Source organism: Serratia grimesii NBRC 13537 (assembly GCF_001590905.1).
Classification (GTDB): domain Bacteria; phylum Pseudomonadota; class Gammaproteobacteria; order Enterobacterales; family Enterobacteriaceae; genus Serratia; species Serratia grimesii.
This window is the reverse complement of the sequence record NZ_BCTT01000002.1, coordinates 223,421-250,357: the sequence shown is the minus strand read 5'-3', so window position 1 is coordinate 250,357 and position 26,937 is coordinate 223,421. Positions and strand designations below refer to the sequence as shown.

Genomic DNA, 26,937 nt, shown 5'->3' with positions numbered 1-26,937 from the left:
GCGAGATAAAAGACTTCTTTTTAGAAGAAATAAAATTAGGTAAAGGTAAATATGGGTAAAGCTCTCGTAATAGTTGAGTCCCCGGCAAAAGCCAAAACTATTAATAAATATTTAGGTAATGACTACGTGGTGAAGTCCAGCGTCGGTCATATCCGTGATTTGCCGACCAGTGGCTCAGCCAGCAAAAAGAGCGCTGACTCAACCGAAGACAAAGCCAAGAAGAAAGTTAAAGTTAAAAAAGATGAGAAGACGGCGCTGGTAAATCGTATGGGCGTCGATCCTTACCATGGTTGGGAAGCGCAATATGAAATCCTGCCGGGTAAAGAAAAAGTTGTCGCCGAGTTAAAGTCGTTAGCGGAAAACGCCGACCACATTTATCTCGCAACGGACCTTGACCGCGAAGGGGAAGCCATTGCCTGGCACCTGCGGGAAGTTATCGGTGGTGACGACAAACGCTTTAGCCGTGTGGTATTTAACGAAATCACTAAAAACGCGATCCAAAACGCGTTTAAACAGCCGGGTGAGCTGAACATTGATCGTGTTAACGCACAACAAGCGCGTCGCTTTATGGACCGCGTTGTGGGTTACATGGTTTCGCCACTGCTGTGGAAAAAAATTGCCCGTGGTTTGTCTGCCGGGCGAGTGCAATCCGTTGCTGTACGACTGGTGGTGGAGCGTGAACGCGACATCAAAGCCTTCGTACCGGAAGAGTACTGGGAATTGCACGCTGATCTGTTAGCGAAGGGTGATACCGCGTTGCAGATGGAAGTGACTCATGCCCATGACAAACCGTTCAAGCCGGTTAATCGTGAGCAGACTCATGCAGCACTTAAACTGCTGGAAAAAGCCCGCTACACCGTACTGGATCGCGAAGACAAACCGACCAGCAGCAAACCAGGTGCGCCTTACATTACGTCCACGTTGCAGCAAGCGGCCAGTACCCGTTTGAGCTTTGGCGTGAAGAAAACCATGATGATGGCTCAGCGCCTGTATGAAGCGGGTCACATCACCTATATGCGTACCGACTCCACCAACTTGAGCCAGGATGCGCTCAACATGGTGCGTGGTTATATCGGTGATAACTTTGGCGACAAATACTTGCCGAAAGCACCGAACCAGTACAGCAGCAAAGAAAACTCGCAGGAAGCGCATGAAGCCATCCGTCCGTCGGATGTCAATGTGCTGGCTGAACAGTTGAAAGACATGGAAGCGGATGCGCAGAAGCTGTATCAGTTGATTTGGCGGCAGTTTGTGGCCTGTCAGATGACACCTGCGCAGTACGATTCCACTACGCTGTCGGTAAAAGCCGGTGATTTCCAGTTGCGCGCCAAAGGCCGCACGCTGCGTTTCGATGGCTGGACCAAAGTGATGCCTGCTCTGCGTAAGGGTGATGAAGATCGTACCTTGCCGTTTGTTGAAGTCGGCAGCGAACTCGACCTGCAAAAATTAATCCCAAGCCAGCACTTCACCAAGCCGCCAGCGCGTTACAGCGAAGCGTCATTGGTAAAAGAGCTGGAAAAACGGGGTATCGGCCGTCCATCGACCTACGCGTCAATCATTTCCACCATTCAGGATCGTGGTTATGTGCGTGTTGAAAACCGCCGTTTCTACGCAGAAAAAATGGGTGAGATCGTTACTGACCGTCTGGAAGAGAACTTCCGCGAGCTGATGAATTATGACTTCACCGCCCGTATGGAAGACGGCCTGGATCAGGTAGCCAACAACCACGCAGAATGGAAAGCGGTACTGGATGAGTTCTTTGCCGAATTCAGCGAACAGCTGGAAACGGCAGAAAAAGATCCTGAAGAGGGCGGCATGCGCCCGAATCAGATGGTGATGACCAGCATTGACTGCCCAACCTGCGGCCGTCAGATGGGCATTCGCACAGCGAGTACGGGTGTGTTCTTGGGTTGTTCTGGTTATGCGTTGCCGCCAAAAGAACGCTGCAAAACCACCATTAACCTGGTGCCAGAAACAGAAGTGCTGAACATCCTCGAAGGGGATGATGCGGAAACCAACGCGTTGCGTGCCCGTCGCCGCTGCCAGAAATGTGGCACTGCGATGGACAGCTACCTGATCGATAACCAGCGCAAATTGCACGTATGTGGTAACAACCCTGCATGTGATGGCTATGAGATCGAAGAGGGCGAGTTCCGCCTGAAAGGATATGATGGTCCCGTCGTTGAGTGCGATAAATGTGGTTCTGAAATGCACCTGAAAATGGGGCGTTTTGGTAAGTACATGGGTTGTACCAATGAGACATGTAAAAATACGCGCAAGATCCTGCGTAACGGCGACGTAGCACCACCGAAGGAAGATCCGGTTCCATTACCGGAACTGCCATGCGAAAAATCGGATGCTTACTTTGTGCTACGTGACGGGGCGGCCGGTGTCTTCTTGGCTGCTAACACTTTCCCTAAATCGCGCGAAACCCGTGCGCCGCTGGTAGAAGAGTTGGCCCGTTTCAAGGATCGCCTGCCTGAAAAACTGCGTTATCTGGCGGATGCGCCGGTTGCAGATGCCGAAGGCAACAAGACCATGGTACGTTTCAGCCGCAAGACCAAACAACAGTATGTCTCCTCTGAGAAAGACGGAAAAGCCACTGGTTGGTCTGCTTTCTACATAGATGGCAAATGGGTTGAAGGTAAAAAGTAAATTTGCAGCCTGAATGCAACATAAAAAACCAGCCCATGTGGCTGGTTTTTTTATTGGCTAAAGCCTGAGAACGGATCTATCCTTTGCTGTTTTTTCCTTCCTGGGCCGGGGATTTCATATTGATCGCAATGCAAAATAATCGTTACCAGAGTGTGACGCGGATCTATACTTGAAGCTGTGGCATGATATAATGGTTATATAAAAAGTTTTTTTATGATTAAAGCTTATTAATAGCGGCGGTTTATTCAGCATCTGGATGAAACACTGTGTTTATGGCTTGTTTCTTTTCAGCATACCGGGGCGACACCGATATACCTGGCTGCGGCTCAGCGCAGTGTTTAACCTAGGATGGTATAAGATATGAAATTGCAGCAGCTTCGTTACATCGTGGAAGTGGTTAACCACAACCTGAATGTCTCCTCGACGGCAGAAGGGCTTTATACCTCACAACCCGGTATCAGCAAGCAGGTACGGATGCTGGAAGATGAACTGGGTATCCAGATTTTCGCTCGTAGCGGGAAACATCTGACTCAGGTAACGCCGGCAGGTCTGGAAATTATCCGTATTGCACGTGAAGTTTTGTCCAAGGTAGATGCGATAAAAGCCGTCGCCGGTGAGCATACTTACCCGGATAAGGGTTCACTGTACGTCGCTACCACGCATACCCAAGCACGTTATGCATTGCCTAACGTGATCAAAGGCTTTATTGAACGCTATCCGCGCGTGTCGCTGCATATGCACCAAGGGTCGCCGACGCAAATCGCAGAAGCCGTCTCCAAAGGCACTGCAGACTTTGCTATTGCCACCGAAGCGCTGCATCTTTACGACGACTTAATCATGCTGCCGTGCTACCACTGGAACCGTGCGGTAGTGGTGAAGCCCGATCATCCATTAGCCGGTAAAAGCCACATTACCATCGAAGAGTTGGCTGCTTACCCGATTGTTACCTACACCTTCGGTTTCACGGGGCGTTCTGAGCTGGATACCGCGTTTAACCGCGCTGGCTTGACACCACGCATCGTGTTCACGGCGACTGATGCTGACGTGATTAAAACATATGTACGCCTTGGGCTTGGGGTCGGTGTGATTGCCAGTATGGCTGTGGACCCGGTACAAGATCCTGATCTGGTGACCGTAGATGCGCGTGATATCTTCACCTTCAGCACCACCAAGATTGGCTTCCGCCGCAGCACTTTCCTGCGTAGCTACATGTACGATTTCATCCAGCGCTTTGCGCCACATCTGACACGTGACGTAGTCGATAACGCAGTTGCGCTACGCTCGAACGAAGAAATCGAAGCGATGTTCAAGGACATCAAGCTGCCGGAAAAGTAAGCTGTTGGGTTAATCACTGATAATCGGAGAGGGGCCGACCCCTCTCTGTTTTTTACATTCTGCTTTTCATCTCATCCATGTTGTTCACCTTTCTCCTGCGCGCTTCTCAATCGTGCTGAGAATGGCGCTGAGCGGTTATTACTTCTTCTCTATGTCATCCATCAGTCATGTATTAACTAACGCATGTGCCAGTTTCTGTTGCACGGCAAGCAGGGTACGCCGCCTTATCCAACCGCTGGCTGGGCGAATGGCTGCCCAATAGCAGGCAAACCGTGCTTTTACCTGCGGTGTAGGGCACCACACGAAGGTTTCGGTGCACAGCGTTGCCAACCCTGAACTCTCCTGAGTGACGCAAAAGCGTAAAACCAGTTTGGCTGCATCAGGCTTACTAAAACGGTGAAATTCCTCCGCGGTTTCCAGCTTTTCCACGTCTAACATTGGACGCCAAAAACGGCCGGTCAGTCCCAGTGAAACCTCATGACTGTCATGTTGCAGCAAGGTAAAGGTATCGAAACCAAACGCTGCTGACGGTTCTATGTTTTTTGTTTTACTGAGTAACTGCCGCAGTTTGCCTGGTAATTGGCGGAGCATCAGCAACCGCCGGATGATCGGATCTTCCGTCATATCCAGAGAAAGCACGGCCTGGATAATGGCTTCAGGGGACGCATTGATAGGCTCTGATTGATGCTTTTCGTAAAAGCTGAAAGCGGGAAGATACGGCGAAGCTCCTTCCCATCTTTGGCACTCCCGTTCACTGACGAATCCCAAAAATGCCACTTACCACTCCTTAGTTTTTATGTTCTACCCAGTCATTACTCTGTCGACCATGTCTGCATTGACCTGCTGTTATCTATCGCTAAGCAAGGCGATGGAGCGACATGGTTTCATCCGATAAATGAAGAACATAGCAGGTTGCCAATACTGTAGCTCGTGTTTTGTTAGGCCGCTGCGTGGGGGCTTGTCTTTCTTTCGCGTTAGTGGAAAGGAAGCGTAACAGAATGCGCTCCATACGGGCGTATTGCGCCCCAGATTTTCTCGTACCTTCCCCAGTTAATACCTAACTCTCTGGGAAAAAACGACTTCTTTATTCTTGATTGCTTCTGCCTATCGTTATGATCAAAACGTGTTGTTATCAAAACGTTACATCATCTTTGTGTTATCTTTAAATAAGACCTCAGTGATTACCCTGTTTTAGACATAATAAGAAATGGAGGAGCTATGTCGTCCGATCTTCGTGAAACGAGTATGGATAAGCTGGTTGCGCTGAATAGCGAGTATGGCTATTACAGTCTGCCACTGGCAGCGAGACAGCTGGGTGATATCGACCGGCTGCCAAAATCAATGAAAGTGCTGTTGGAAAACCTGCTGCGCCATGTGGATGGTGATACCGTGCAGGTTGACGATCTGAAAGCTATCGTTGGCTGGTTGAAGACCGGCCATGCTGACCGTGAGATTGCCTATCGTCCGGCTCGCGTTTTGATGCAGGACTTTACTGGTGTGCCTGCAGTGGTGGATTTAGCGGCAATGCGCGAAGCGGTACAACGACTGGGCGGCAATGTTGACCAGGTTAACCCGCTTTCACCGGTCGATCTGGTGATTGACCACTCGGTTACCGTGGATGAATTTGGTGATGACGACGCGTTTGAAGAAAACGTGCGTATCGAGATGGAACGTAACCACGAACGTTATACCTTCCTGCGTTGGGGACAGAAAGCCTTCAACCGTTTCCGTGTCGTACCACCAGGCACCGGTATTTGTCACCAGGTTAACCTGGAATATCTCGGCCAAACGGTATGGCACACTGACGAAAGCGGTCAGCGTATCGCCTACCCGGATACCTTGGTCGGTACTGACTCCCATACCACCATGATCAACGGCCTGGGTATTCTTGGCTGGGGAGTAGGGGGTATTGAAGCTGAAGCAGCAATGCTTGGTCAGCCGGTATCAATGCTGATCCCGGACGTCGTGGGCTTTAAACTTACCGGTAAGCTTAGCGAAGGTATCACCGCCACTGACCTGGTCCTGACCGTAACTCAGATGCTGCGTAAGCACGGTGTCGTGGGTAAATTCGTTGAATTCTACGGTGACGGCCTTGCCGACCTGCCGCTGGCTGACCGGGCTACCATTGCCAATATGTCGCCAGAGTTTGGTGCCACCTGCGGTTTCTTCCCGGTGGATGAGGTGACGCTGGGTTATATGAAGCTCAGTGGGCGCAGTGATGAGCAAATTGCGCTGGTGGAAGCCTACGCGAAAGCGCAAGGCATGTGGCGTCATCCGGGTGATGAACCTGTCTTTACCAGCACACTGGGGTTGGATATGTCGACAGTCGTCGCCAGCCTTGCGGGGCCGAAACGTCCGCAGGATCGCGTGGCGCTGCCGGAAGTGCCTAAGGCGTTCAATGCCGCGACCGAACTCGAGATCGGCAATCAGCAACGCAAGTCCGAATTCAAAACCTTCACCCTGAACCAGCAAGAGCATGAGCTACATAACGGCGCGGTAGTTATCGCGGCCATTACCTCTTGCACTAACACCTCGAACCCAAGCGTGATGATGGCAGCCGGTCTGCTGGCGAAAAACGCGGTGAAAAAGGGTTTGCGAACCAAGCCTTGGGTGAAAACCTCGTTGGCACCGGGTTCCAAAGTCGTGACTGACTATTTCGACAGTGCCAAGCTGACCTCCTACCTGGAAGAGCTCGGTTTTAACCTGGTCGGCTACGGTTGTACCACCTGTATCGGTAACTCAGGGCCATTGCCTGAGCCAATAGAGCAGGCGATTAAAGAGGGCGATCTGACCGTGGGCGCGGTGCTGTCAGGTAACCGCAACTTTGAGGGCCGAATTCATCCGCTGGTGAAAACCAACTGGCTGGCTTCCCCACCGTTGGTGGTCGCCTATGCACTGGCTGGCAGTATGAAGATCGATCTTACCAAGGATCCATTGGGTGAAGGGCATGATGGTAAGCCGGTTTATCTGAAAGATATTTGGCCGAGCAGTAAAGAAATAGCCCAAGCGGTGGAAGAGGTTCGTACCGAGATGTTCCATAAGGAATACGGTGCGGTATTTGACGGTGACGCCAACTGGCAGTCGATTCAGGTTGCCGGTTCGGCCACCTATCCATGGCAGGCGGACTCTACCTACATTCGCCATCCGCCGTTCTTTAGCAGCATGAAGGTGCAGCCGGATCCGGTGCAGGACATCAAGGACGCACGTATTCTGGCCATCCTGGCCGACTCAGTGACCACCGACCATATCTCACCGGCAGGGAACATCAAACGCGACAGCCCAGCGGGGCGTTACTTAAGTGAGCATGGCGTTGCGGCATTGGATTTCAACTCCTATGGTTCACGTCGTGGTAACCATGAAGTGATGATGCGCGGTACCTTTGCCAATATCCGTATCCGCAATGAAATGGTGCCGGGAGTTGAAGGGGGATACACCCGACATATTCCGTCACAAAATCAGCTGTCTATCTACGATGCGGCTATGCAGTATCAGCAGGAAAATATCCCGCTGGCGGTGATTGCCGGTAAAGAATATGGGTCTGGCTCCAGCCGTGACTGGGCAGCGAAAGGACCTCGTTTATTGGGTGTTCGGGTTGTGATTGCAGAGTCCTTTGAACGTATTCACCGGTCCAATCTGATTGGCATGGGTATTCTGCCGCTAGAGTTCCCAGCAGGCGTGACACGTAAAACGTTGGGGTTGAGTGGGGATGAGCAGATTAGTGTTAGCGGGTTACAAACGCTGAAACCAGGACAGACGGTACCGGTGCTAATCACTTATGCCGATGGACGGAAGGAAGTGGTTAATACTCGTTGCCGTATTGATACCGGTAATGAGCTAACCTACTATGAAAATGACGGCATCCTGCACTATGTGATCAGGAAAATGCTGTAATAAAAAGGGCGCCTTTCATGGCGCCCTCATTTTTCCGAGCGGAAATTACTTTTGGTCCAGTAAATGGCCCATTTTTTCAGCCTTGGTGGCCAGGTAACGTTCGTTCTTCGGGTTACGGCCAACGATCAAGGGAACACGTTCGGTGATGTTGATGCCGGCTTCAGTCAAGATCTCAACCTTTTTAGGGTTGTTGGTCAGTAAACGGACCTCATCCACACCCAGCAGTTTGAACATGTCTGCACAAAGAGTGAAATCACGCTCATCCGCAGCAAAGCCCAACTGGTGATTGGCTTCTACGGTATCAGCGCCTTTATCTTGCAAAGCGTAAGCCCGGATTTTATTCAGCAACCCGATATTGCGACCTTCCTGACGGTGGTAGAGCAGTATACCGCGACCTTCTTCCGCAATATGTTCCAGTGCGGCTTCCAGTTGAAAACCACAGTCACAGCGCAAGCTGAATAATGCATCACCCGTCAGACACTCAGAATGTACGCGTGAGAGTACCGGCGTTGTGCCAGAAATATCCCCGAACACCAGCGCCAGGTGATCGTGCCCGGTAGCCAGTTCTTCGAATCCTACCATCAGGAAATCGCCCCAAGGTGTTGGCAATTTGGCCTCTGCCACCCGTTTAAGCTGCATGTTGCTCTCCACAAATACTTCCGATTCAATCATGGTTGCGCATCCTACGTCCGGTACAGTGAACTGACCAGTATTAAAATGCGAAACGACGATCGGCATTTCGTTAATTATCGGCTATTTTGCCATAACTTCTTGCCCTGAGGTGCTCAGCAAATCAGCATCCAACGTTTTCAGCCAACTATTATTGCAATAGGTTTTTTATCTGTTTAATTTTTCGAGTGTTATCGATATTGCAAGATTGTTACACTGCCAATTGGCTTAAACAAAGGGCGATTGGAATGTTTGAGATAGCAAAACGTACGGCAGCAGGGGCGATAATATTGTTGCTGATGCCATTGGCAGTATGGTTTTCCGGTTGGCAATGGCAGCCGGGCGGTGACGGACGGCTATTGAAAGGCCTGTACTGGATGACAGAAACGGTCACGTCGCCATGGGGCATTCTTACCAGCATTATCCTCGGTGCCTGGTTCTTGTGGTGTTTGCGTTTTCGCATCAAGCCCGCCATTGGCCTGCTGGTTTTGCTGAGTGCGTCTATTTTGATCGGACAGGGTGTTAAGTCCATTATCAAAGATCGGGTTCAGGAGCCGCGACCCTTTGTATTGTGGTTGGAGTCAACCCATCATATTGACGAGAAGTATTTTTACTCGCTCAACCGCAAAGAGCGGAGTGGGTTGGTGAAAGAGCAGTTACAAGACCAAACACTGGTGCCGGTATGGCTGCGTGAACATTGGCAATTTGAGACAGGCTTTGCATTCCCTTCGGGGCATACGATGTTTGCCGCCAGTTGGGCGCTGCTGGGCGTAGGGCTGTTGTGGCCACGTCGGCACTATAAGACCGTGGTGGTATTAATGCTGTGGGCAACGGGCGTCATGGGCAGCCGTTTACTGCTGGGTATGCATTGGCCGCGTGATTTGGTAGTAGCGACCCTGATCAGTTGGCTGTTGGTGACGATAGCGTGTTGGTTGGCGCAGCGCTGGTTTGGTCCTTTGACCCCGCCACCGCAAGAGCAACATGAAATCGCGGAAAGAACCGCGGCAAAATAGTCATAAGTGACCATGTCACATAATGCGGTGTTGTAATGACGCCGCATTCACCACTTACACATACCTTCATTGCAATTCGTATAAATGTCCCCATATCCTTATTAATCCATTATTTTGAGAAGCTTTCTCATTAATTTGTTCGGGAGCGTCGTTTACTGTCGAATATGCCAGCAGATATGTGGTTTTATCGTGCCGCAGGGTTTCCCTGCCACGATGGGAAATGCTAACTTAATGGTTAGGGACGCCACGCATTGGCATATACCCGTCATCTTTCAAGCCGCAGCGTTGTTATCTGCACTCGCTCACCCCCGTTGCTTACTTGAGTAAGTGCCTGGAGGTGAGCGAGCTGGTCGCCTGGCTATGCTGTACAGGAATGTACAAATGCCGCGAGCGCAAGGACGCGTTAGAGCGACCAACTTGAAAGCTATAGGGTAGAGTTCATCCGATTAACTCGGCATCGCGGGAAAGAATGTGAAATATTTGCTGATTTTTTTGTTGGTTCTGGTGATTTTCGTGATTTCTGTCACGTTGGGCGCGCATAACGATCAGGTTGTGAGTTTTAACTATCTGGTTGCGCAGGGCGACTATCGCGTATCGACCCTGTTGGCGACGTTGTTTGGCGCTGGTTTTGTTCTCGGCTGGGTCATTTGTGGCCTGTTCTATCTACGCACCCGTATTGCACTGGGGCGGGCCGATCGCAAAATCAAAAGGCTGGAATTGCAGCTTGAACAACCCGCTGAGCCGGCAGCTCAGTCCGTTGTTAGCAAGGAATAATCTTCTATGTTAGAGCTGCTGTTTCTGTTGCTGCCCGTGGCTGCCGCGTACGGTTGGTACATGGGGCGCAGAAGTGCTCAACAGGATAAACAACAGGAAGCCAACCGTCTGTCGCGTGAGTATGTGGCCGGGGTTAACTTCCTGCTCTCCAACCAGCAAGATAAAGCGGTTGATCTGTTCCTTGATATGTTGAAAGAGGACAGTAACACCGTTGAAGCACACCTGACGCTGGGTAACCTGTTCCGTTCACGCGGTGAAGTAGACCGTGCTATCCGCATCCATCAAGCGTTGATGGAAAGCGCCTCCCTGACCTTCGAACAACGCCTGTTAGCGGTACAGCAACTGGGCCGCGATTATATGGCTGCCGGGATGTATGACCGTGCCGAGGACATGTTTGGCCAGTTAATCGGCGAAGAAGATTTCCGGCTTTCGGCGTTACAGCAACTGTTGGTGATCCATCAGGCAACCAGTGACTGGTTAAAAGCCATTGACGTGGCTGAAAAGCTGGTCAAGTTAGGGAAAGACAAACAGCGTATCGAAATAGCACATTTCTATTGTGAACTGGCGTTGCAAGCGATGGGAAGTGACGATCTCGATAAAGCGATGGGCTTGCTGAAGCGGGCAGCCTCGGCTGACAAACAGTGTGCTCGCGTATCGATTATGGTTGGCCGCATTTATATGGCGCAGGGCGAATATGCCAAAGCGGTAGAGTCGTTACAGCGGGTGTTGAATCAAGATAAAGAGCTGGTGAGCGAAACGCTACCGATGCTGCATGAGTGTTACCAGCACCTGGAACAACAACAGGATTGGGCTGACTTCCTCAAACGGTGTGTTGAAGAAAATACCGGTGCCACTGCTGAATTAATGCTGGCAGAGATTATTGAACAGCATGAAGGGCGTGATGTGGTGCAGGTGTATATTAACCGCCAGTTACAGCGCCATCCGACGATGCGGGTATTTTACCGTTTGATGGACTATCACCTGGCGGATGCTGAAGACGGCCGCGCGAAAGAGAGTCTGTTGTTGTTGCGCGATATGGTGGGGGAACAAATACGGACCAAGCCGCGTTATCGCTGCCATAAGTGTGGCTTTACTGCGCATTCTCTGTATTGGCATTGCCCGTCATGCCGAGCCTGGTCATCGGTTAAGCCCATTCGTGGGCTGGATGGACAATAACGCATAATAAAAAACGGGGCTATTTAGCCCCATTTTTTTATTATGCTGGTACAGCTTTATTTTTTCTTGCTGGCTTTCACGCCACCTTTCAGTAACTGACGCAGTTTTTTCAATTCTTTCTGGTTCAGAGGCTGTTCGATTTCCTCTTCAATCCCCTGATTATCGATTTCACCATGATGCAACTCCGTCGATTTCTTAGCGGTTTTTTCTGCTTTAGCCGGTAAGTCGAAGCTGTTTTCAAGGCGTTGACAAACCTCAGCGCTCAAAGAAAGTTGGTTATCGGCGGCAATGGCACGAATTTTTTCTTTGAGTTCCAGAGGGATTTTAATCGTTAGTGTAGATATCTCGCTCATTTTGAAGCCTTTATGCGGGAAGATTGCCTTCAAGCTAAGCCAGTCATGAGTGAGAGTCTAGTGTGTAATAAAAATTTAATATTTCTGTAACATTACGGCGAGGAAGTAACGCGCGATATTGAAGGGGAAAAGCGGTAGAGCCCGGTAGACCGGGCCCCATACTGAAGTGCTTATTTATAGATAACTGCGGTGCCACTCAGCATGTTATTACCGCCGGCAGAAATGATGCGGTAGCTGCTTGCACCCTGCGCGTCGGCTTTAGCGGCTAGCTTGGCTTCCAGGCTGCTCAGTGTCGTAGCATGGCCAGCGGAGACAACACCGGAAGCGGTCAGGCTGGTTGCCTGCTGCATATCAATCGGCTCTGCTGCCAGGGTGGCGAAAGAGGTCATAGCGATAACTGCGGCTGCTGCAAAATATTTGATGTTTTTCATAATAGACTCCAGTCTGTTTATTTAGGTTGGAAGGCTTTCGCTTCCGATGTGTTGAATAATAAAGCATCTGTGCGGATTTAAAATCTGATAATGCTGAGTATCTTGTTCAAAATATATGATTAACAATTTACGCATTTTTACGGCGGTTTACACCAGCTCAGTTAAAGACGGCGGGGTTATATTGACGCTTGATGACGAAGCAACGACTAACATTACTTAACGGCAGAGCGCACTGCGGCTGGGATTTATGTCAACTGACATGTAGAATGCGGCGTCAGTTTGGTAGGTTGTTGCCTATTTACGTCCATTTTACAGAAGGTAGAAGAAATGAAGTCTGAAAATAACATTAATAACAATGACTTAAAATCATCTCCGATTATCGTAGCACTGGACTACGCAGATATTGATGCTGCGCTGGCATTTGCCGACCGTATTGATCCACGAGACTGCCGGTTAAAAGTTGGCAAAGAAATGTTCACTCTGTTTGGGCCGAGAGTCGTACGCGACTTGCACGACCGTGGATTTGAGGTATTCCTGGATTTGAAATTCCACGATATTCCCAATACCACTGCCCATGCGGTAGCGGCAGCCGCCGAGTTGGGGGTATGGATGGTAAATGTCCATGCCAGCGGCGGTGCACGTATGATGACTGCTGCGAAAGAAGCGTTGCTACCTTATGGTGCCCAGGCACCGTTATTGATTGCAGTTACCGTGCTTACCAGTATGGAAGCGGAAGATCTGCAGGCTATCGGTATCGATCTCTCACCAGCCGAGCAGGCGGAACGACTGGCACGTCTGACCCGTGATTGTGGATTGGATGGCGTAGTGTGTTCAGCACATGAGGCTGAGCGCCTGAAAGCGGCCTGTGGCCAACAGTTCCAATTGGTGACGCCAGGTATCCGCCCGGAGGGCAGTGCTGCGGGCGATCAACGTCGCATCATGACGCCTGTACAGGCACAGGCGGCTGGTGTTGACTACATGGTGATTGGGCGCCCGATCACCCAATCAGCCGATCCTGCCGCCACATTGAGCGCCATTCGCGCTTCACTGGCTTGAGGAACAGATAATGAGTGATGGTAACAGCCGGTTGGTCTATTCCACCGACAGTGGACGTATCAAACAGGAAGAGGTTAAACCGCAGCGCGATAAGGGCGACGGTATCGTGCGCATTCAGCGGCAGACCAGCGGGCGCAAAGGCAAAGGTGTTTGTCTGATCTCGGGTGTGGATTTGGACGATGCAGCCTTGGATAAATTGGCAGCAGAGCTGAAGAAGAAATGCGGTTGCGGTGGGGCAGTTAAGGATGGTGTCATCGAAATCCAAGGAGATAAGCGTGATTTGCTGAAGCAGCTGTTGGAAGGCAAAGGAATGAAGGTCAAGCTGGCAGGCGGTTAACCGCATCTGGCGAACTGCCATGCCGCGATATCACACTGCGGCATGGCTTTAGGGTACTGCTGCCGGGCGCTAACCCGTTGATGGTAAGATGCCATCGACTGAAGGTAAAACAGACCTGAAATAATCTTTATTATGGCTAATACGTCAAAGCAAAAATGCTTTTGCCAGCCTGTCGGCAGAGGTATTTGTATACGGTCAGTCAGTTTATTTGCCTACCTGATGACCAATTATCCCCCCAACGGCGGCCCCGCCGAGCGTACCCAGTGCGCTACCATCGGTCAACACTGCACCACCTACTGCCCCCGCACCGGCACCAATAGCGGTGTTACGGTCACGTTTGGACATGTTGGAACAAGCGCTGAGTGAAAACGCTAGCGTAAGCGCCAAAGCGGCGGTGGCGAAACGTTTATTGATAATCATCATAATGACTTCTCCTTAGCATTGGCTATATGGGAGTGCCGTTTAAGTATAGGCATTAACCCCGGATTCGGCCTGCTATTGGCTCCCATAGAGTATCGACATAAAAAATGGCATTTTTTGTTAAAGGCAGAATAATTAAAAGGCCAAGTGTACAACCTCTGCCCATATTCACTATAAGCTTCTGGTAAGCGATAAACAGGTAAATAGTCTTAAAGTACATTCTCTCGCCATGCACCGGCAACTCACCCTTTCTCTCGCAGATCTCAATTTCCAGCAGAAGCCTGCGTGGTCTTTAGCAATTTACGCCATACCCTATCAAGAGCAGCGTGCCGACAATATTCCCAACAGATTTAACCGGGAAAGACCAATGCTTAACGAGCTCAAGCAGCATGTATTAGAAGCCAACCAGGCACTGCCACGCCATCATCTGGTGACGTTTACCTGGGGTAATGTCAGTGCTGTTGATCGTCGGAAGGGGCTGATGGTGATCAAACCCTCTGGCGTGGAATATGCGGCGATGACCCGTGACGACATGGTGGTGGTAGAACTGGAAAGCGGGAAAGTGGTTGAGGGAGATAAAAAACCGTCATCGGATAGCGACACGCACCGCGTGCTTTACCTTGAGTTTGGATCAGCTGGTGGGATTGTGCACACCCATTCGCGTCATGCCACTATTTGGGCACAGGCTGGTTTGGATATTCCTGCTTGGGGCACTACACATGCGGATTATTTTTACGGTGACATTCCCTGTACCCGACAGATGCGGGATACAGAGATCAACGGTCGCTATGAATGGGAGACTGGTAGGGTAATTGTCGAAACTTTTGGCGATCGTCAGTTGGATCCGGCCAATGTCCCGGCGGTATTGGTTCATTCGCATGGCCCTTTTACCTGGGGGAGAGACGCGGAAAATGCGGTGCATAACGCGGTGGTACTCGAAGAGATTGCCTATATGGGGGTTTTTTCACGCCAACTGATGCCGGGCCTGACGAACATGCAGCAAACGCTGCTGGACAAGCATTACCTGCGCAAGCACGGTAAAAACGCCTACTACGGCCAGTGATATTGAGGAGGGCACCGAACGGTGGCCCTCACTGTCTGTTTAAACGGCTAATCGTTCACCATTTCCAAGCGTATTCCCTGACGTTTCAACTGATGCTGATACTCCAGGGCCAACCGCGAGTCGGTGATCACTCGATGAACCGTACCCTGCTGTGCCAATGGGTTGGGTTGGATTTGACCAAACTTAGAGGAGTCTGTCAGGACAATATTCTCAACGCCTTTAGCCAACACCGCGTTGACCACATCGGCACGCATCATATCGCGGCCCGTAAATCCGGTCTCTGCGTGGTAACCGTCGATGCCGATAAACGCTTTACTGAAATGAACTTGTTGAATGCATTGGCGGGTCAATGGGCCGACCACAGTTTCGCTCTTTTTCTGATACAAACCACCCAGCACGATCACTTCGCAGTCGGTTTCTTTCAGCAGATTGGCGATATAATGACTGACGGTGATCAGCGTGATGCGTTTACGCTCGGCGATATAGCGAGCCAGCAGCGCGTTGGTACTGCCGCTTTCGATAAAGATGGTTTCATCGTCGTTCACCAGCGAAGCAGCATACTGCGCCAACTTTTGTTTGAGCGTAAAGTTGGACATCATACGTGCGTCGACGTCGTCACTTTCCAATGCCAATGCGGAGCCGTGTACCCGCTTCAAATAGCTGCGCTTTTCCAGCAGATTCAGATCCTGACGAATCGTCACTTCTGATACCTGGGTGGCAGCGGCCAAATCGCTGACGCTGATACGTCGGCGATCGTTAACCAATTGCAATATTGTCTGTTGTCTTGAATTCATATCAACCTGATGTGCGACCACCAATGTGCAGCCGCTAATATTTATTGTTTAAATAGTATGTTCTGTTCGCGCAATAATATCATCCTGTGCGTCAGGGGATAATGCGGTAAAGAAAGCGGAATATCCAGCAACGCGGACCACTAAATCACGATACTGGTCAGGATGTTGCTTCGCTTCAAGCAAGGTTTCCCGTGACACGATGTTGTACTGAACGTGCCAACCTTGGTACGCCTCAAAGAAGGTGCGCAGCATCAACATCAACTTTTCACGATCGCGTGGATTTTCCAGTGTCGCAGGGTTGAGTTTCTGGTTCAGCAGTACGCCGCCAAGGATAGATGCGGTGGGTAATTTGGACAGCGAATTGAACACGGCGGTAGGGCCCAGATGATCGGTACCCGAAGCCGGACTGGCACCTTCCGCCAGCGGCGTATGTGCTTTGCGTCCGTCCGGTGTTGCCAGGGTCGCTGCGCCAAAAGGCACATTGGCCGATATGGATGAGGTCCCGGCGTAGTAGGTACCGCCAATCGGGCCACGACCAAAACGGGTGTTGTGGTACTGCTTCAATTCGTCAATGTAGGTCTGGTAGGCACGTACCAATAGTTGGTCAACCTCATCAACGTCATTGCCATATTTTGGCGCGGCGTTAAGCAGTCGCTGACGTAGCTGTTCGCCATCAAGTCCCTCAAAGTCATTCTCCAGCGCCGCAGCCAATTGCTGTTGACCTATCACGCCCTGCTCGAACACCAATTTGCGCACCGCGGCCAGACTATTGCCCAGGTTAGCGATACCGACTTGCAAACCTGAAACCCAGTCGTATTTTGCACCGCCTTGCTTAATGCTTTTGCCACGTTCGATACAGTCATCCACCAGTGCCGAACAGAGGATATCGTGCGCGTTATCTTCCAGTACGCTATCAACCACACATTCAATTTCAATCGACTTACGGGTGTAGTAGCGGATCTGGCTGTCCCAGGCTCCCAGCACCTGGTCGAAATGGCTGAAGTTACCCTGTGACAACGCCAATTCCTGCGGCAGGAAGATCTTGCCGGAGGTGGCGTCACGTCCCTGTTCTAACGCTGCCAGCAACACACGGGCGAAGTTGATAAAACTCATCCCAGTACAGCGGTAACCCCATTTGCCGCCAACGGCGGTTTCGATGCAACCTATCGCCGCATAGTCATAGGCATCCTGTGGTTCTACACCTAACTTGATAAATTCAGGAATAACAATTTCATCGTTGTTGAAAGCCGGCATACCGAAACCGCAACGAATCACTTGCACACAAGCATCGAGAAAATCACTGCTCATTCCCGCGTGGTAACGCACACTGAGGTTAGGCTGAGTAGAACGCAGCCGACCGCAGGATTCCAGGATGGTATAGGACAAAGGATTAACTGCATCACACGGCTCACCGTCGATAAGTTGTTGCCCACCGATGGTGACGTTCTGATACAGCGGGCTGCCTGCCGAGGCTTTGGAGTGCGAGCCAGAACGGATCTTGTTGATCTCCAGCAGTTTCAGCCAGCAGCTGTGCAGCATTTCAATCGCACGCTCGCGTGGCAGAGTTTGCTCCAACTCGACATCGCGGCGATACCAAGGGTACAGATACTGATCGAGACGGCCAAAGGACACCGAATGGCCGTTGGATTCAATTTGTAGTGTTAACTGAATGAAGTAGCACAACTGCAAAGCTTGCCAGAAGGTCTGCGGTGGGCGGTGGGCGATTAACTCGCAATTTGCCGCGATGGTCAGCAGCTCCTCCCTCCGCCAGTGACGGTTTTCTGCCAGTGCCAAGCTGCGGGCCAGTTTGGCAAAGCGCAGGATATGGGCGCTCAGTGCCTCCAGGGTCAGGTCGATAGCCTTCAGGAATTGTTCCTGCTGTAACTCTTGCCAGTCGGTGAGATGAAGGCGGCTGCGGCGTTCGTCCACCTTGTCGCGTAGCCCGTCGAGGCCTTTCTCTAACAGCAGTGGGAAATTCACCGCCAGATGGGCATCTCCCGAGGTCATATTTCCTTCGGCTTTGATGATCCCCGTGGCCAGCAAGGCTTTTTGTTCATCAGTGAACATACCATAACAGCGGTCCTGTACCGTCTGGCCGCGCCACCATGGGCAAATTTGGTGCAGTATGGCTTTGTTCTCTTCGCTAACGGAAAAACCGGCACCTGGACGATCGGCTAGTTGGTCAATCTCGTCTTCGATCCAACTGACGGTATATTCCGGGAAGATCGGCGCAGCGCGTAATTCGCTGGCCTGGTTGCCGACAATCAGCTCATCATTGTCAATGCGCAAGGTGCGTTTGGCCAGATGATTAGCTAATGCCAGAGCCCGACGTACCGGCAAGGGTTTATCCAGGTGCTGTTGATAGGCTTCGGTGTAGTGCTGTGCACGTTCAGTACAAACAGGCGGCTTTACGATATGGATCAGTGCGTTCTTATGGGCCAGGGTGCGTTCGGTCAGGGTGGTCAAGTCCAGCGTGGTCATGATGTTATCCTCGCAAAATAGCGGTCAACCCTTTGGTTTCGGCGTACTGCTCGGCATAGGCCAGCAGTTCGGGCGCATCCAGCGGGGTACGGGCAGCGTGATAGGGTTCGCCGAGCAGGTGGTATTTGTTGATGCCCAGTGTGTGGTACGGCAAGAAATGAATTTCTTTGACGCCGGCTTCATCGGCGGCAAAATCGACAATCTCGCGAATCGAGCGGTAATCGGCGTTAAAGTCCGGGATTAACGGTACACGCACCGTTGTTCGGGTGCCGCTGGTGGCGAGTCGGCGGAAATTGGCCATCACCCGTTTGGCGGATCCGCCAGTCCACTGTTTAAAGCGTCGTTCATCAACGTGTTTCAGATCCGCCAGCATCAGGTCAAGCCAGGGGAGCGAAGGGGCGATGTGCGACCAGGGAGTGTGTAGACAGGACTCCACGGCGGTATGGATACCGGCTTCGCGTCCGCGGCGCAGTAGTTCAGCCGCTACTGTCGGTTGCATAAAAGGTTCCCCGCCGGACAGCGTAAGGCCACCACCGGTCCGCAGGTAAAATGGTCGGTCGCGCAACACTTCGGCCATGATATCGTCGATATTTATCGCGCTACCGCACAGGCTGAGTGCGCCGGTTGGGCAACGGGCAGCCAATGCGGCATAATCCTTGTGACTGAGCAGCTCGCGTTGAATCACTAAATCATCGTTTACTCGCTGGATTACCTGTGGGTTATCATCGCTGCACAGCATGCACCCGCTAAGGCACAGGCGTGGGTCGAACAATAGGTCTGCCTGTCGTGCACGGCTTTCCGGGTTTTGGCACCAGCGGCAACTCAGCGAACAGCCCTTCAAAAACACCACGCTGCGAATGCCTGGGCCATCGTGGGTGGAATAGCGTTGCAGATTGAATATCACGAGTCACCTGTCATTCGGTTGCTTTTCTTATTTCATTAAAGTTGTTTCGAATGAAAGTTGATTTGACTTCGATCAAACATAAACGAATTGTATGTCCTACTATGATGAGAGTTTGAATTCGCCCACAGAAGATTCAGGAGTCCGTAATGGAGCTTTATCTCGATACCGCTGATGTAAATGCAGTAAAACGCCTCGCGCGCATCTTGCCATTGCATGGTGTCACCACCAATCCGAGCATTATCGCTAAAGAAGGGAAACCCATTTGGGAAGTGTTGCCGGCGCTGCGTGATGCACTGGGGGGCACCGGTAAGTTGTTTGCTCAGGTGATGGCCAACGATGCCGAACTTATGGTGGCAGAAGCGGCGTTGCTTCATCAGCGAGTGCCAGGGCTGGTGGTGAAGGTACCCGCGACCTCTGAAGGGCTGGCAGCGATTAAAAAACTGACGTCGATGTCGATCCCTACGCTTGGGACAGCGGTTTATGGCGCAGGTCAGGGGCTGTTGGCGGCACTGGCTGGTGCCGAATATGTGGCTCCTTATGTTAACCGTCTGGATGCCCAGGGCGGCGACGGTATCGAGATGGTTCACGAGTTACAACAGTTGTTAACGCTGCATGCGCCAAATGCTCGGGTGCTGGCAGCCAGTTTTAAAACGCCGCGTCAGGCACTGGAGTGCTTGCTGGCGGGCTGTCAGGCCATCACGTTACCGGTTGACGTGGCAGAGCAGTTCCTTGCTGCACCGGCGGTACAGGCAGCAGTAGAGAAATTTGAACAAGACTGGCAGGGTGCGTTTGGAACAAACTTGTTGAACTGAGCTGTGTGAAACAAGCAAAGAAAAGGGCGCCATAGCGCCCTGATTATCACAATATACTTTCAACCATTCTCACGAAGAACTATCGGTGACTCCTGCGCTGTAGGCTGATTTGCATTCAGTGCACGGCGTATCACAAAGAAGGCTGAGACCAGCATGGTTACCGCCACCAGCATAAAGAAAGCACAGAGCGCGGCGTTAATCTGGTTGCTGAAAACGATGGTTTCCATATCCTTTAATGTCTTGGCCGGTGCAATCAGTGTCCCTTGTTCAATGCCGTTAGAGAATTTCTTCGCCTGCGCCAGGAAGCCGATACTCGGTTTTTCATGGAAGATCTTCTGCCAGCCGGCGGTCATTGAGGTGATAAACAACCAGACGGTGGGCAGGATAGTCACCCAGGCGTAACGCTGTTTTTTCATTTTGAACAGCACCACAGTACCGAGGATCAAGGCCATTGATGCCAGCATCTGGTTGCCGATGCCGAACAAAGGCCACAGCGTGTTGATGCCACCGAGTGGATCGACCACACCCTGATACACAAAGAACCCCCAGCCAGCGACGGCTACCGTGGTGCCGGCAAGGTTGCCGAACCACGAACGGTTGTTGGCCAGCCTTGGGATCGCAACACCCACCAGATCTTGCACCATGAAACGGCAGGCACGGGTACCGGCATCGACGGCGGTCAGAATAAACAGGGCTTCGAACAGAATGGCGAAGTGGTACCAGAACGCCATCATTGCGCGGCTGTTAAACACTTCCGTAATGATGTGTGCCATCCCCACGGCAAAAGTCGGTGCACCCCCGGCGCGAGACAGGATCGAATGCTCCCCGACGTCTTTGGCAATCAGCGTCAGTGTTTCTGGGGTAATCATAAAGCCCCAGCTATTAATTACCTGTGAGGCATTCTCCACTGTGGTGCCGATCAGCGCAGCTGGGGAGTTCATAGCGAAGTAAACGCCCGGGTCGATTACCGAGGCACAGATCAGTGCCATGATAGCCACGAACGATTCCATCAGCATTGCGCCGTAGCCGATAAAGCGAATATGACTTTCACGCTCAACCAGTTTTGGTGTCGTGCCGCTGGACACCAACGCATGGAACCCAGAGATAGAGCCGCAGGCGATGGTGATAAACAGGAATGGGAACAGTGAACCGGCGAACACAGGGCCACTACCGTCGATAAAGCGCGATACTGCAGGCATTTTCATTTCCGGCATGGCAAAGACGATGCCAATCGCCAGCCCGATAATGACGCCAATTTTCATAAAGGTGGACAAGTAATCACGCGGTGCCAACAGCAACCATACCGGCAGTACCGAGGCGACAAAGCCATAGACCACCAGAACCCAGGTCAGTGTAGTGCCGTGCAGCGTGAAGAACGGACCCCAGTAGGGATCTTGTGCCACATTGCCACCGTAAATAATCGCCAGTAGCATCAGGGCAAAGCCCACCACCGAAATTTCGGCGATTTTACCCGGCCGGATAAAACGCATATACACGCCCATAAACAGCGCGATAGGAATGGTGGCGGCGATAGTGAACAGGCCCCATGGGCTATCGGCCAACGCTTTTACCACCACCAGCGCCAGCGCCGACAGGATAATAATCATTACCCCCAGTGCACCGAGCATGGTGATCACCCCCGCGAAAGCCCCCAATTCCTGTTTGGCCATTTCTCCTAACGAACGGCCATCGCGACGGGTAGAGATAAACAGAACCAGGAAGTCTTGCACGGCACCGGCCAACATTACCCCAACCAGGATCCAGATGGTGCCGGGCAGAAAACCCATTTGCGCTGCCAAAATCGGCCCCACCAAAGGTCCGGCCCCGGCGATAGCAGCAAAGTGGTGACCAAATAACACCCACTTGTTGGTGGGCACGTAGTCCAACCCGTCGTTACGACGTTCCGCCGGCGTCATGCGGCGATCGTCGAGCTCAAATACTTTCTTGGCAATGAACAGGCTGTAGAAGCGGTAAGCGATGCTGTAACAGGCAACCGCCGCTACCACGAGCCAAACCGCATTGACATGTTCCCCACGGCTTAGCGCCAGCATGGCGAAGGCAAATGCACCCACCAACGCCACCGCCAGCCAGATGATCCCGGACTTGACGTTTTTCATGTTCAACAACTCCTTGGTGCGCAGAAACAAAAAGACGTGTTCTTATGGAAAATGCGTACAAATTAAAAGTAGGAGTTTTGCGCGTGAAAAGAAGCAGGTCGGATGAGAAATGTGAAGCAGGTTGAGTAATGGCGTAAAAACAATGTGATGAAGTTGTTGCGTGCATTGACTCTGAAATAAAAAAGGCGACGCCGTAGCATCGCCTGGTAGCTATGCTTGAATTGCCCAATAACTGACACCCAGCACGATGCCATTCATGGCAATATGCAGACTGATGGGCATTAACAGGCCGTTTGACCTGACTCTGGCGGCTATCAGCGTCAATGATATGCAAAACAGAATGAGTAACATGCGCGCATCCGCATATTGTGTATGCAGTATGGCAAAAAGAATCGATGTCACTATCGCCGCCCCGATTTTACCGCCGGCAAACCAGGTTTGAAATGCGCCGTAAAGGCAGCCTCTAAAGACGATTTCTTCATAAATGGGCGCGAGGATAATCAGGGTAAGTTGCACCAGGAAAAACACGTTTCCTTGAAGCGAAACCTGCCCGATGACCCAGCTTTCCGTTTTGGTTATACCAAGTAAAGCCGGGGCGATAAATTGCAATGCTAAAATGATTAACAAGAAACCAAAGAATGTCGCGGGTTTAAAATTACCGGCGCCAAAAGAAGGGCGGTTTTTATAAAATTTCAGGTATAGCGGAACGATAACGACAAATTCAATCACCAATAAGATAGGGACCAGCCATCCCTCTGCCTCTAATTTTTCCCTGTTGGGGAAAAGCAGTGGCAGGAATGTCAGCGCCACCATCAGCAAAAACGTGGAAAAGAACCCTTTGGTCTCCTTGTGACGTGCGATTTCCTTATCCCAGTCGGTCATTTTTATAATCCTTATATTTTAAATAATCATTGCTGTTGTCCATGTGATCTCAGGCACTGTCCGTGCTGGCGGATCTCTTCGATGCCTGTATTCAAATGGTGAAAAAAAACACCGGAGGTTTACCCGCCGGTGTTTGTCTTGTGTGAGGGTCATCTCACGAGGTTATACCGCCGGTCTGGCGATCACGCTGCGGGTTTCCATACGCACTTCGGCGATGGTGACTTGCAGGCTGTCACCTTGTCGATAGACGACTTCACCTTTGATTTGGACCGTGCCGGTTTCCTGGCTGCAGACCATTTCATCACGTACCGCGTGAATAAAGGGTGCTGGGATGAAGGCCACTGCGCCATTGTCCAGCAAACGTACCCGTAGGCCGCCGCGAGTCACGTCGATGATTTCTGCATTGAAGCGTTCATCGGTGCCAGCTTTGTCTTTCAGGTAACGCGCATACAGCCAGTCACCCACGTCACGTTCCGCCATGCGGTTCAGACGACGACGTTCTGCCAATTGGACTGTCACTTCGTCTTGCGGTTTTTCGGCTGCCTGGCCGGTGATAACTGCTTTGAGCAGACGGTGGTTGACCATGTCGCCGTATTTACGGATCGGAGAAGTCCAGGTCGCGTAGGCTTCCAGTCCCAGGCCGAAATGCGGCCCCGGCGTCGTGCTGATTTCGGCATACGTCTGAGAACGGCGGATACGGCTGTCGAGGAATTGGGTCGGCTGTGCATCCAGGTGACGACGCAGTTCACAGAACCCGTCCAGCGTCAGCAGTTTTTCGGCTTCGGCTTCGACCCCGTTGGCCTGCAGTACGGTAACCGCTTGCTCAACCAGCAGCGGATCGAAACCGGTATGCACGTTGTAAATGCCAAAGCCCAAATGGTCGCGCAGCACGATGGCGGCACAGACGTTGGAAGCGATCATGCACTCTTCAACGATACGGTTGGCGCTACGGCGTTGTTCAGTGATGATCTCCAACACTTCGCCTTTCTCGCCCAACACAAAGCGGTAGTCAGGGCGATCTTTAAACACCAGCGCATGCTGGTGGCGCCATGCGTTACGGGCATCGCACACACGCTTGAGCAGAGTGATTTGTTGTGCAATATCGTCACTCGGTGGCTGCCAACCGGCAATGCCTTCCAGCCAGTCAGAGACTTCGTCATAAACCAGCTTGGCTTTAGATTCGATCTCAGCGGCAAAGAAGCGCATGTCAGCCGCCAATGCGCCGTCGGTACCGATGGTAACGCGGCAAGCCAGCACGTGGCGGCGCTGGTTAGGGCGCAGTGAACACAGGTTGTCTGACAGGTCGCGCGGCAACATAGGGATGTTGAAGCCCGGCAGATAGTTGGTGAAGGCGCGCTTGCGGGCGATTTCATCCAGTTCGCTGCCTTGTTCGACGTATGCCGTCGGATCGGCAATGGCGATGGTCAACTGCAGTGTACCGTCACCGTTGTCCTGCACAAACAACGCATCGTCCATATCTTCGGTGCTGGCGCTGTCAATAGTGACAAAATTCAACGCGGTCAGATCTTCACGTGGCAAAGAGGCATCCGGCTCGCTGATAGCGATCATTTCCGGGGCTTCTTTTTCCAGATTGTGGCGGGCGAGAGTAACCCACCACGGCGCCAGGTGATCTTCGCCATCAGTAATGAAACGGGTCAGATCGGCGTTGAAGCCGCGATCGCCTTTCAGCGGGTGGCGGCACATTTCTGCGACAGCCCAATCGCCAGCCTGGAAGTTGTGGTTCAAACCACGCACTGGGCGACACTGAATTGCGTCTTTCAGCAACGGATGATCAGGCACGATGGACAAACGGTCATCGCGCTTTTGCACACGACCGACAAAGCGCGTCAGGAATGGCTCGATCAGGGTTTCTGGCTCGGCGATTTCGCGTTCTTTTTCGGTATGCAGCGTTGCGGTCACTCGGTCACCGTGCATAACTTTTTTCATGTACGGTGGTGGAATGAAATAGCTTTTTTGACCGTCTACTTCAAGAAAGCCAAAGCCTTTCTCAGTCCCTTTTACTACGCCTTCAACACGCGGGGTCTGAGAGTGAAGTTGCTGTTTAAGCTGCGCCAGCAGCGGGTTATCTTGAAACATATCGTCCAGTGAATGGGTTGTGAGTGGCAAGATTTGCGGCTGACAGTTTTACGCGAATCACCCGCTGCGGGCAAGCCTAACGTCACGGTTTTACCGCGTTAGCGCGTGAATTTAGAGAATATCGGGCGTTCACTCGTCGGGAAGAAAAACCCCGGCTCAGAAGGCCGGGGATAAGTGAGGGGAAATCAGTCCTGCAGCGGCGTTGGTTGCAGTATTTCAATCCAGTAGTCATCAGGGTCCTTAATAAAGGCCACGTAATTCATTCGGCCTTCATGCAGACGCTTCTGAAAATTCACACCAAGCTGTTCAAAACGTTCACAGGCGGCGCGTACGTCCGGCACCGTGACACACAGGTGGCCAAAGCCACGCGGCTCGCTGTTGCCGTTGTGGTAGTGGAAATCATCCTGTTGTTCGCTGCCGTGATTATGGGTCAGTTCCAGAATGCCGGGTTGGCCCAGAACCCAGCGTTTGCGCTCGGCGTCATCCTGAGGTATCTGGTCGCGTGGGCTGCGGGTCAGGTAGCAAATGGTAAACGCGGCTTCTTTGAACTCTTCCAGATACACCGGGGTAAAGCCCAGTATGCGAGTATAAAAGTCCAGCGCTTTGGTCAGGTCTTTAACGCGGATCATGGTGTGATTGAACACGTAGCCGTCGGTGACCGTTTCAGGTTGGGCAGTAACGCCTGGCAAAGTCAGTAAATCATTCAGTGGCATAGGGATCCCTCTTAGGTTGTTGGTACGACACTAGGGCATAACAATGCTAATCTAAAGTGATTGTTTTTAACTAAAACACTAATTAAAAGTGAATGCTTTATGAAACTGAGTCAGCTAAGGTTTTTCTGTGCCGTGGTTGAGTATAAGACTATTGCCGCTGCTGCGCGGGAGTTACATTGCGTGCCTTCCAACGTGACCTTGCGTATCAAAGAACTAGAGGACTCACTCGGCGGTGAGTTGTTTTTCCGCGATAAAAACCGACTTTATGTCACGCCCAAAGGACGGCTGTTTTACCAGCAAGCCGGTGAAATCCTGGCGCTGGCGGACCACAGTCAACAGCTGTTCGCAGGTCGGCAGCAACAGGGCTTGCTGAATTTAGGTGCGCTGGATTTTTCACTGGTCAGCCACCTGCCAGCCCGCATTGCTCAATTGCGCCGAAGCCAGCCGCAGATGCAGGTCAATGTACTGAGCCGCGATTCACTGGTACTGGAACGGATGCTGATAGACAGTGAGCTCGATCTGGCGGTAACCGATGGGCCGATTGAACATCCTTTGCTGGCCAGCCGAGCGGCGTTTGATGAGCGTTTGGTGTTGCTGATGCCGGCTTCGGTGCCGCAGTTGGACGCGACAACCCTTGCGCAATTAGAGTTTTATACTTTCAGCCGCGAATGTTCTTTTCGTCTGAAGATCGATCACTGGTTAGCTTCACGCCAGTTAAAACCGCGTATGACGCTAGAGATGGAATCGTACACGGCGATGGCGGCCTGCGTGAAAGCCGGCTGTGGCGTGGCCTGTATTCCAGGGTCATTGTTGCCACTGATCCTGCCGGTATCGGAATTGAAAGTGGTGGAAATGGGGGAGGAAGGGATAAGCAATTTATACTTCGTGTGGCGTCGCCATCAACTCTCTGATGAGTTGCAGACGGCGATCGATATATTAGCGCGCCCGGCGTAAACCGGGCGCA

General features: G+C 51.7%; 23 protein-coding genes. 11 read left to right on the top strand and 12 right to left on the bottom strand.

What is annotated here, in order from left to right; all coding sequences use genetic code 11:
* The first annotated feature begins 51 nt into the window (after positions 1 to 51).
* The gene (topA, locus tag SGR01S_RS02075) at positions 52 to 2,655 is read left to right on the top strand and encodes a type I DNA topoisomerase (protein WP_037415810.1); all 2,604 of its coding nucleotides are present in this window, start codon (positions 52 to 54) and stop codon (positions 2,653 to 2,655) included.
* Between the two features lie 360 nt (positions 2,656 to 3,015).
* Positions 3,016 to 3,990 carry an HTH-type transcriptional regulator CysB gene (cysB, locus tag SGR01S_RS02070; RefSeq protein WP_037415807.1) on the top strand — a complete coding sequence of 325 codons (975 nt, stop codon included), beginning with the start codon at positions 3,016 to 3,018 and terminating at the stop codon, positions 3,988 to 3,990.
* 165 nt (positions 3,991 to 4,155) lie between these two features.
* Here the strand turns inward: cysB and SGR01S_RS02065 are convergent, their stop codons facing one another.
* Positions 4,156 to 4,767, bottom strand: coding sequence for a hypothetical protein (locus tag SGR01S_RS02065; protein WP_061806386.1), 612 nt, complete (start codon positions 4,765 to 4,767; stop codon positions 4,156 to 4,158).
* A 441-nt stretch (positions 4,768 to 5,208) separates the two neighbouring features.
* Between SGR01S_RS02065 and acnA the strand changes: the two genes are divergently transcribed.
* Positions 5,209 to 7,881 (top strand): aconitate hydratase AcnA, encoded by a 2,673-nt coding sequence (acnA, locus tag SGR01S_RS02060; RefSeq protein WP_061806385.1) that lies wholly within the window; start codon positions 5,209 to 5,211, stop codon positions 7,879 to 7,881.
* Between the two features lie 45 nt (positions 7,882 to 7,926).
* Here acnA and ribA read toward each other — a convergent pair whose 3' ends face one another.
* Positions 7,927 to 8,520, bottom strand: a complete 594-nt coding sequence (gene ribA, locus SGR01S_RS02055; RefSeq protein WP_037416015.1) for a GTP cyclohydrolase II — start codon at positions 8,518 to 8,520, stop codon at positions 7,927 to 7,929.
* Between the two features lie 278 nt (positions 8,521 to 8,798).
* Here ribA and pgpB point away from each other — a divergent pair, with 278 nt between their 5' ends.
* From pgpB to lapB, 3 genes are all read left to right on the top strand, one after another.
* Positions 8,799 to 9,563 (top strand): phosphatidylglycerophosphatase B, encoded by a 765-nt coding sequence (gene pgpB / locus SGR01S_RS02050; protein ID WP_061806384.1) that lies wholly within the window; start codon positions 8,799 to 8,801, stop codon positions 9,561 to 9,563.
* A 471-nt stretch (positions 9,564 to 10,034) separates the two neighbouring features.
* Positions 10,035 to 10,337, top strand: a complete 303-nt coding sequence (locus SGR01S_RS02045) for a LapA family protein (protein WP_037415796.1) — start codon at positions 10,035 to 10,037, stop codon at positions 10,335 to 10,337.
* Positions 10,338 to 10,343: 6 nt separating this feature from the next.
* Positions 10,344 to 11,513, top strand: a complete 1,170-nt coding sequence (gene lapB / locus SGR01S_RS02040) for a lipopolysaccharide assembly protein LapB (protein WP_037415793.1) — start codon at positions 10,344 to 10,346, stop codon at positions 11,511 to 11,513.
* Between the two features lie 56 nt (positions 11,514 to 11,569).
* On the opposite strand, the gene SGR01S_RS02035 is transcribed toward lapB, so the two are convergent.
* Both SGR01S_RS02035 and bhsA read right to left on the bottom strand, forming a co-directional pair.
* Positions 11,570 to 11,866: an Arc family DNA-binding protein gene (locus SGR01S_RS02035; protein WP_061806383.1), complete on the bottom strand. Its 297-nt coding sequence runs from the start codon at positions 11,864 to 11,866 to the stop codon at positions 11,570 to 11,572.
* Between the two features lie 170 nt (positions 11,867 to 12,036).
* Entirely contained in the window at positions 12,037 to 12,297 is a 261-nt protein-coding gene (gene bhsA / locus SGR01S_RS02030; RefSeq protein ID WP_061806382.1) for a multiple stress resistance protein BhsA, read from the bottom strand.
* 327 nt (positions 12,298 to 12,624) lie between these two features.
* Between bhsA and pyrF the strand changes: the two genes are divergently transcribed.
* Both pyrF and yciH read left to right on the top strand, forming a co-directional pair.
* A complete protein-coding gene (gene pyrF / locus SGR01S_RS02025; RefSeq protein WP_061806381.1) occupies positions 12,625 to 13,353 on the top strand; it encodes an orotidine-5'-phosphate decarboxylase in 729 nt (242 codons plus the stop codon).
* A 10-nt stretch (positions 13,354 to 13,363) separates the two neighbouring features.
* Positions 13,364 to 13,690, top strand: coding sequence for a stress response translation initiation inhibitor YciH (yciH, locus tag SGR01S_RS02020; protein WP_061806380.1), 327 nt, complete (start codon positions 13,364 to 13,366; stop codon positions 13,688 to 13,690).
* A 204-nt stretch (positions 13,691 to 13,894) separates the two neighbouring features.
* On the opposite strand, the gene osmB is transcribed toward yciH, so the two are convergent.
* Positions 13,895 to 14,113 (bottom strand): osmotically-inducible lipoprotein OsmB, encoded by a 219-nt coding sequence (gene osmB / locus SGR01S_RS02015; RefSeq protein WP_004945176.1) that lies wholly within the window; start codon positions 14,111 to 14,113, stop codon positions 13,895 to 13,897.
* Between the two features lie 364 nt (positions 14,114 to 14,477).
* Here osmB and araD point away from each other — a divergent pair, with 364 nt between their 5' ends.
* Positions 14,478 to 15,173: an L-ribulose-5-phosphate 4-epimerase gene (gene araD / locus SGR01S_RS02010; protein WP_061806379.1), complete on the top strand. Its 696-nt coding sequence runs from the start codon at positions 14,478 to 14,480 to the stop codon at positions 15,171 to 15,173.
* Positions 15,174 to 15,220: 47 nt separating this feature from the next.
* Here araD and SGR01S_RS02005 read toward each other — a convergent pair whose 3' ends face one another.
* The 3 genes from SGR01S_RS02005 to SGR01S_RS01995 are packed head-to-tail and all read right to left on the bottom strand — an operon-like array spanning position 15,221 to position 19,352.
* The gene (locus SGR01S_RS02005) at positions 15,221 to 15,967 is read right to left on the bottom strand and encodes a DeoR/GlpR family DNA-binding transcription regulator (RefSeq protein ID WP_037416012.1); all 747 of its coding nucleotides are present in this window, start codon (positions 15,965 to 15,967) and stop codon (positions 15,221 to 15,223) included.
* A gap of 48 nt (positions 15,968 to 16,015) precedes the next feature.
* Positions 16,016 to 18,448, bottom strand: coding sequence for a formate C-acetyltransferase/glycerol dehydratase family glycyl radical enzyme (locus tag SGR01S_RS02000; RefSeq protein ID WP_061806378.1), 2,433 nt, complete (start codon positions 18,446 to 18,448; stop codon positions 16,016 to 16,018).
* Between the two features lie 4 nt (positions 18,449 to 18,452).
* Positions 18,453 to 19,352 (bottom strand): glycyl-radical enzyme activating protein, encoded by a 900-nt coding sequence (locus tag SGR01S_RS01995; protein ID WP_061806377.1) that lies wholly within the window; start codon positions 19,350 to 19,352, stop codon positions 18,453 to 18,455.
* A 146-nt stretch (positions 19,353 to 19,498) separates the two neighbouring features.
* On the opposite strand from SGR01S_RS01995, the gene fsa reads away from it, so the two are divergent.
* A complete protein-coding gene (fsa, locus tag SGR01S_RS01990) occupies positions 19,499 to 20,164 on the top strand; it encodes a fructose-6-phosphate aldolase (RefSeq protein WP_037415767.1) in 666 nt (221 codons plus the stop codon).
* Positions 20,165 to 20,223: 59 nt separating this feature from the next.
* Here the strand turns inward: fsa and SGR01S_RS01985 are convergent, their stop codons facing one another.
* The 4 genes from SGR01S_RS01985 to gloA all read right to left on the bottom strand — a co-directional run bounded on the left by SGR01S_RS01985 (position 20,224) and on the right by gloA (position 25,973).
* The gene (locus SGR01S_RS01985) at positions 20,224 to 22,281 is read right to left on the bottom strand and encodes a carbon starvation CstA family protein (protein ID WP_037415765.1); all 2,058 of its coding nucleotides are present in this window, start codon (positions 22,279 to 22,281) and stop codon (positions 20,224 to 20,226) included.
* Between the two features lie 210 nt (positions 22,282 to 22,491).
* On the bottom strand, positions 22,492 to 23,163 hold the full coding sequence (locus SGR01S_RS01980) for a CPBP family intramembrane glutamic endopeptidase (RefSeq protein ID WP_061806376.1): 672 nt from the start codon (positions 23,161 to 23,163) through the stop codon (positions 22,492 to 22,494).
* Positions 23,164 to 23,325: 162 nt separating this feature from the next.
* Positions 23,326 to 25,260, bottom strand: a complete 1,935-nt coding sequence (locus tag SGR01S_RS01975; RefSeq protein ID WP_061806375.1) for an exoribonuclease II — start codon at positions 25,258 to 25,260, stop codon at positions 23,326 to 23,328.
* A gap of 185 nt (positions 25,261 to 25,445) precedes the next feature.
* Positions 25,446 to 25,973, bottom strand: coding sequence for a lactoylglutathione lyase (gene gloA, locus SGR01S_RS01970; RefSeq protein WP_037415761.1), 528 nt, complete (start codon positions 25,971 to 25,973; stop codon positions 25,446 to 25,448).
* Between the two features lie 99 nt (positions 25,974 to 26,072).
* Between gloA and SGR01S_RS01965 the strand changes: the two genes are divergently transcribed.
* A complete protein-coding gene (locus SGR01S_RS01965; RefSeq protein ID WP_061806374.1) occupies positions 26,073 to 26,927 on the top strand; it encodes a LysR family transcriptional regulator in 855 nt (284 codons plus the stop codon).
* Positions 26,928 to 26,937 lie beyond the last annotated feature (10 nt).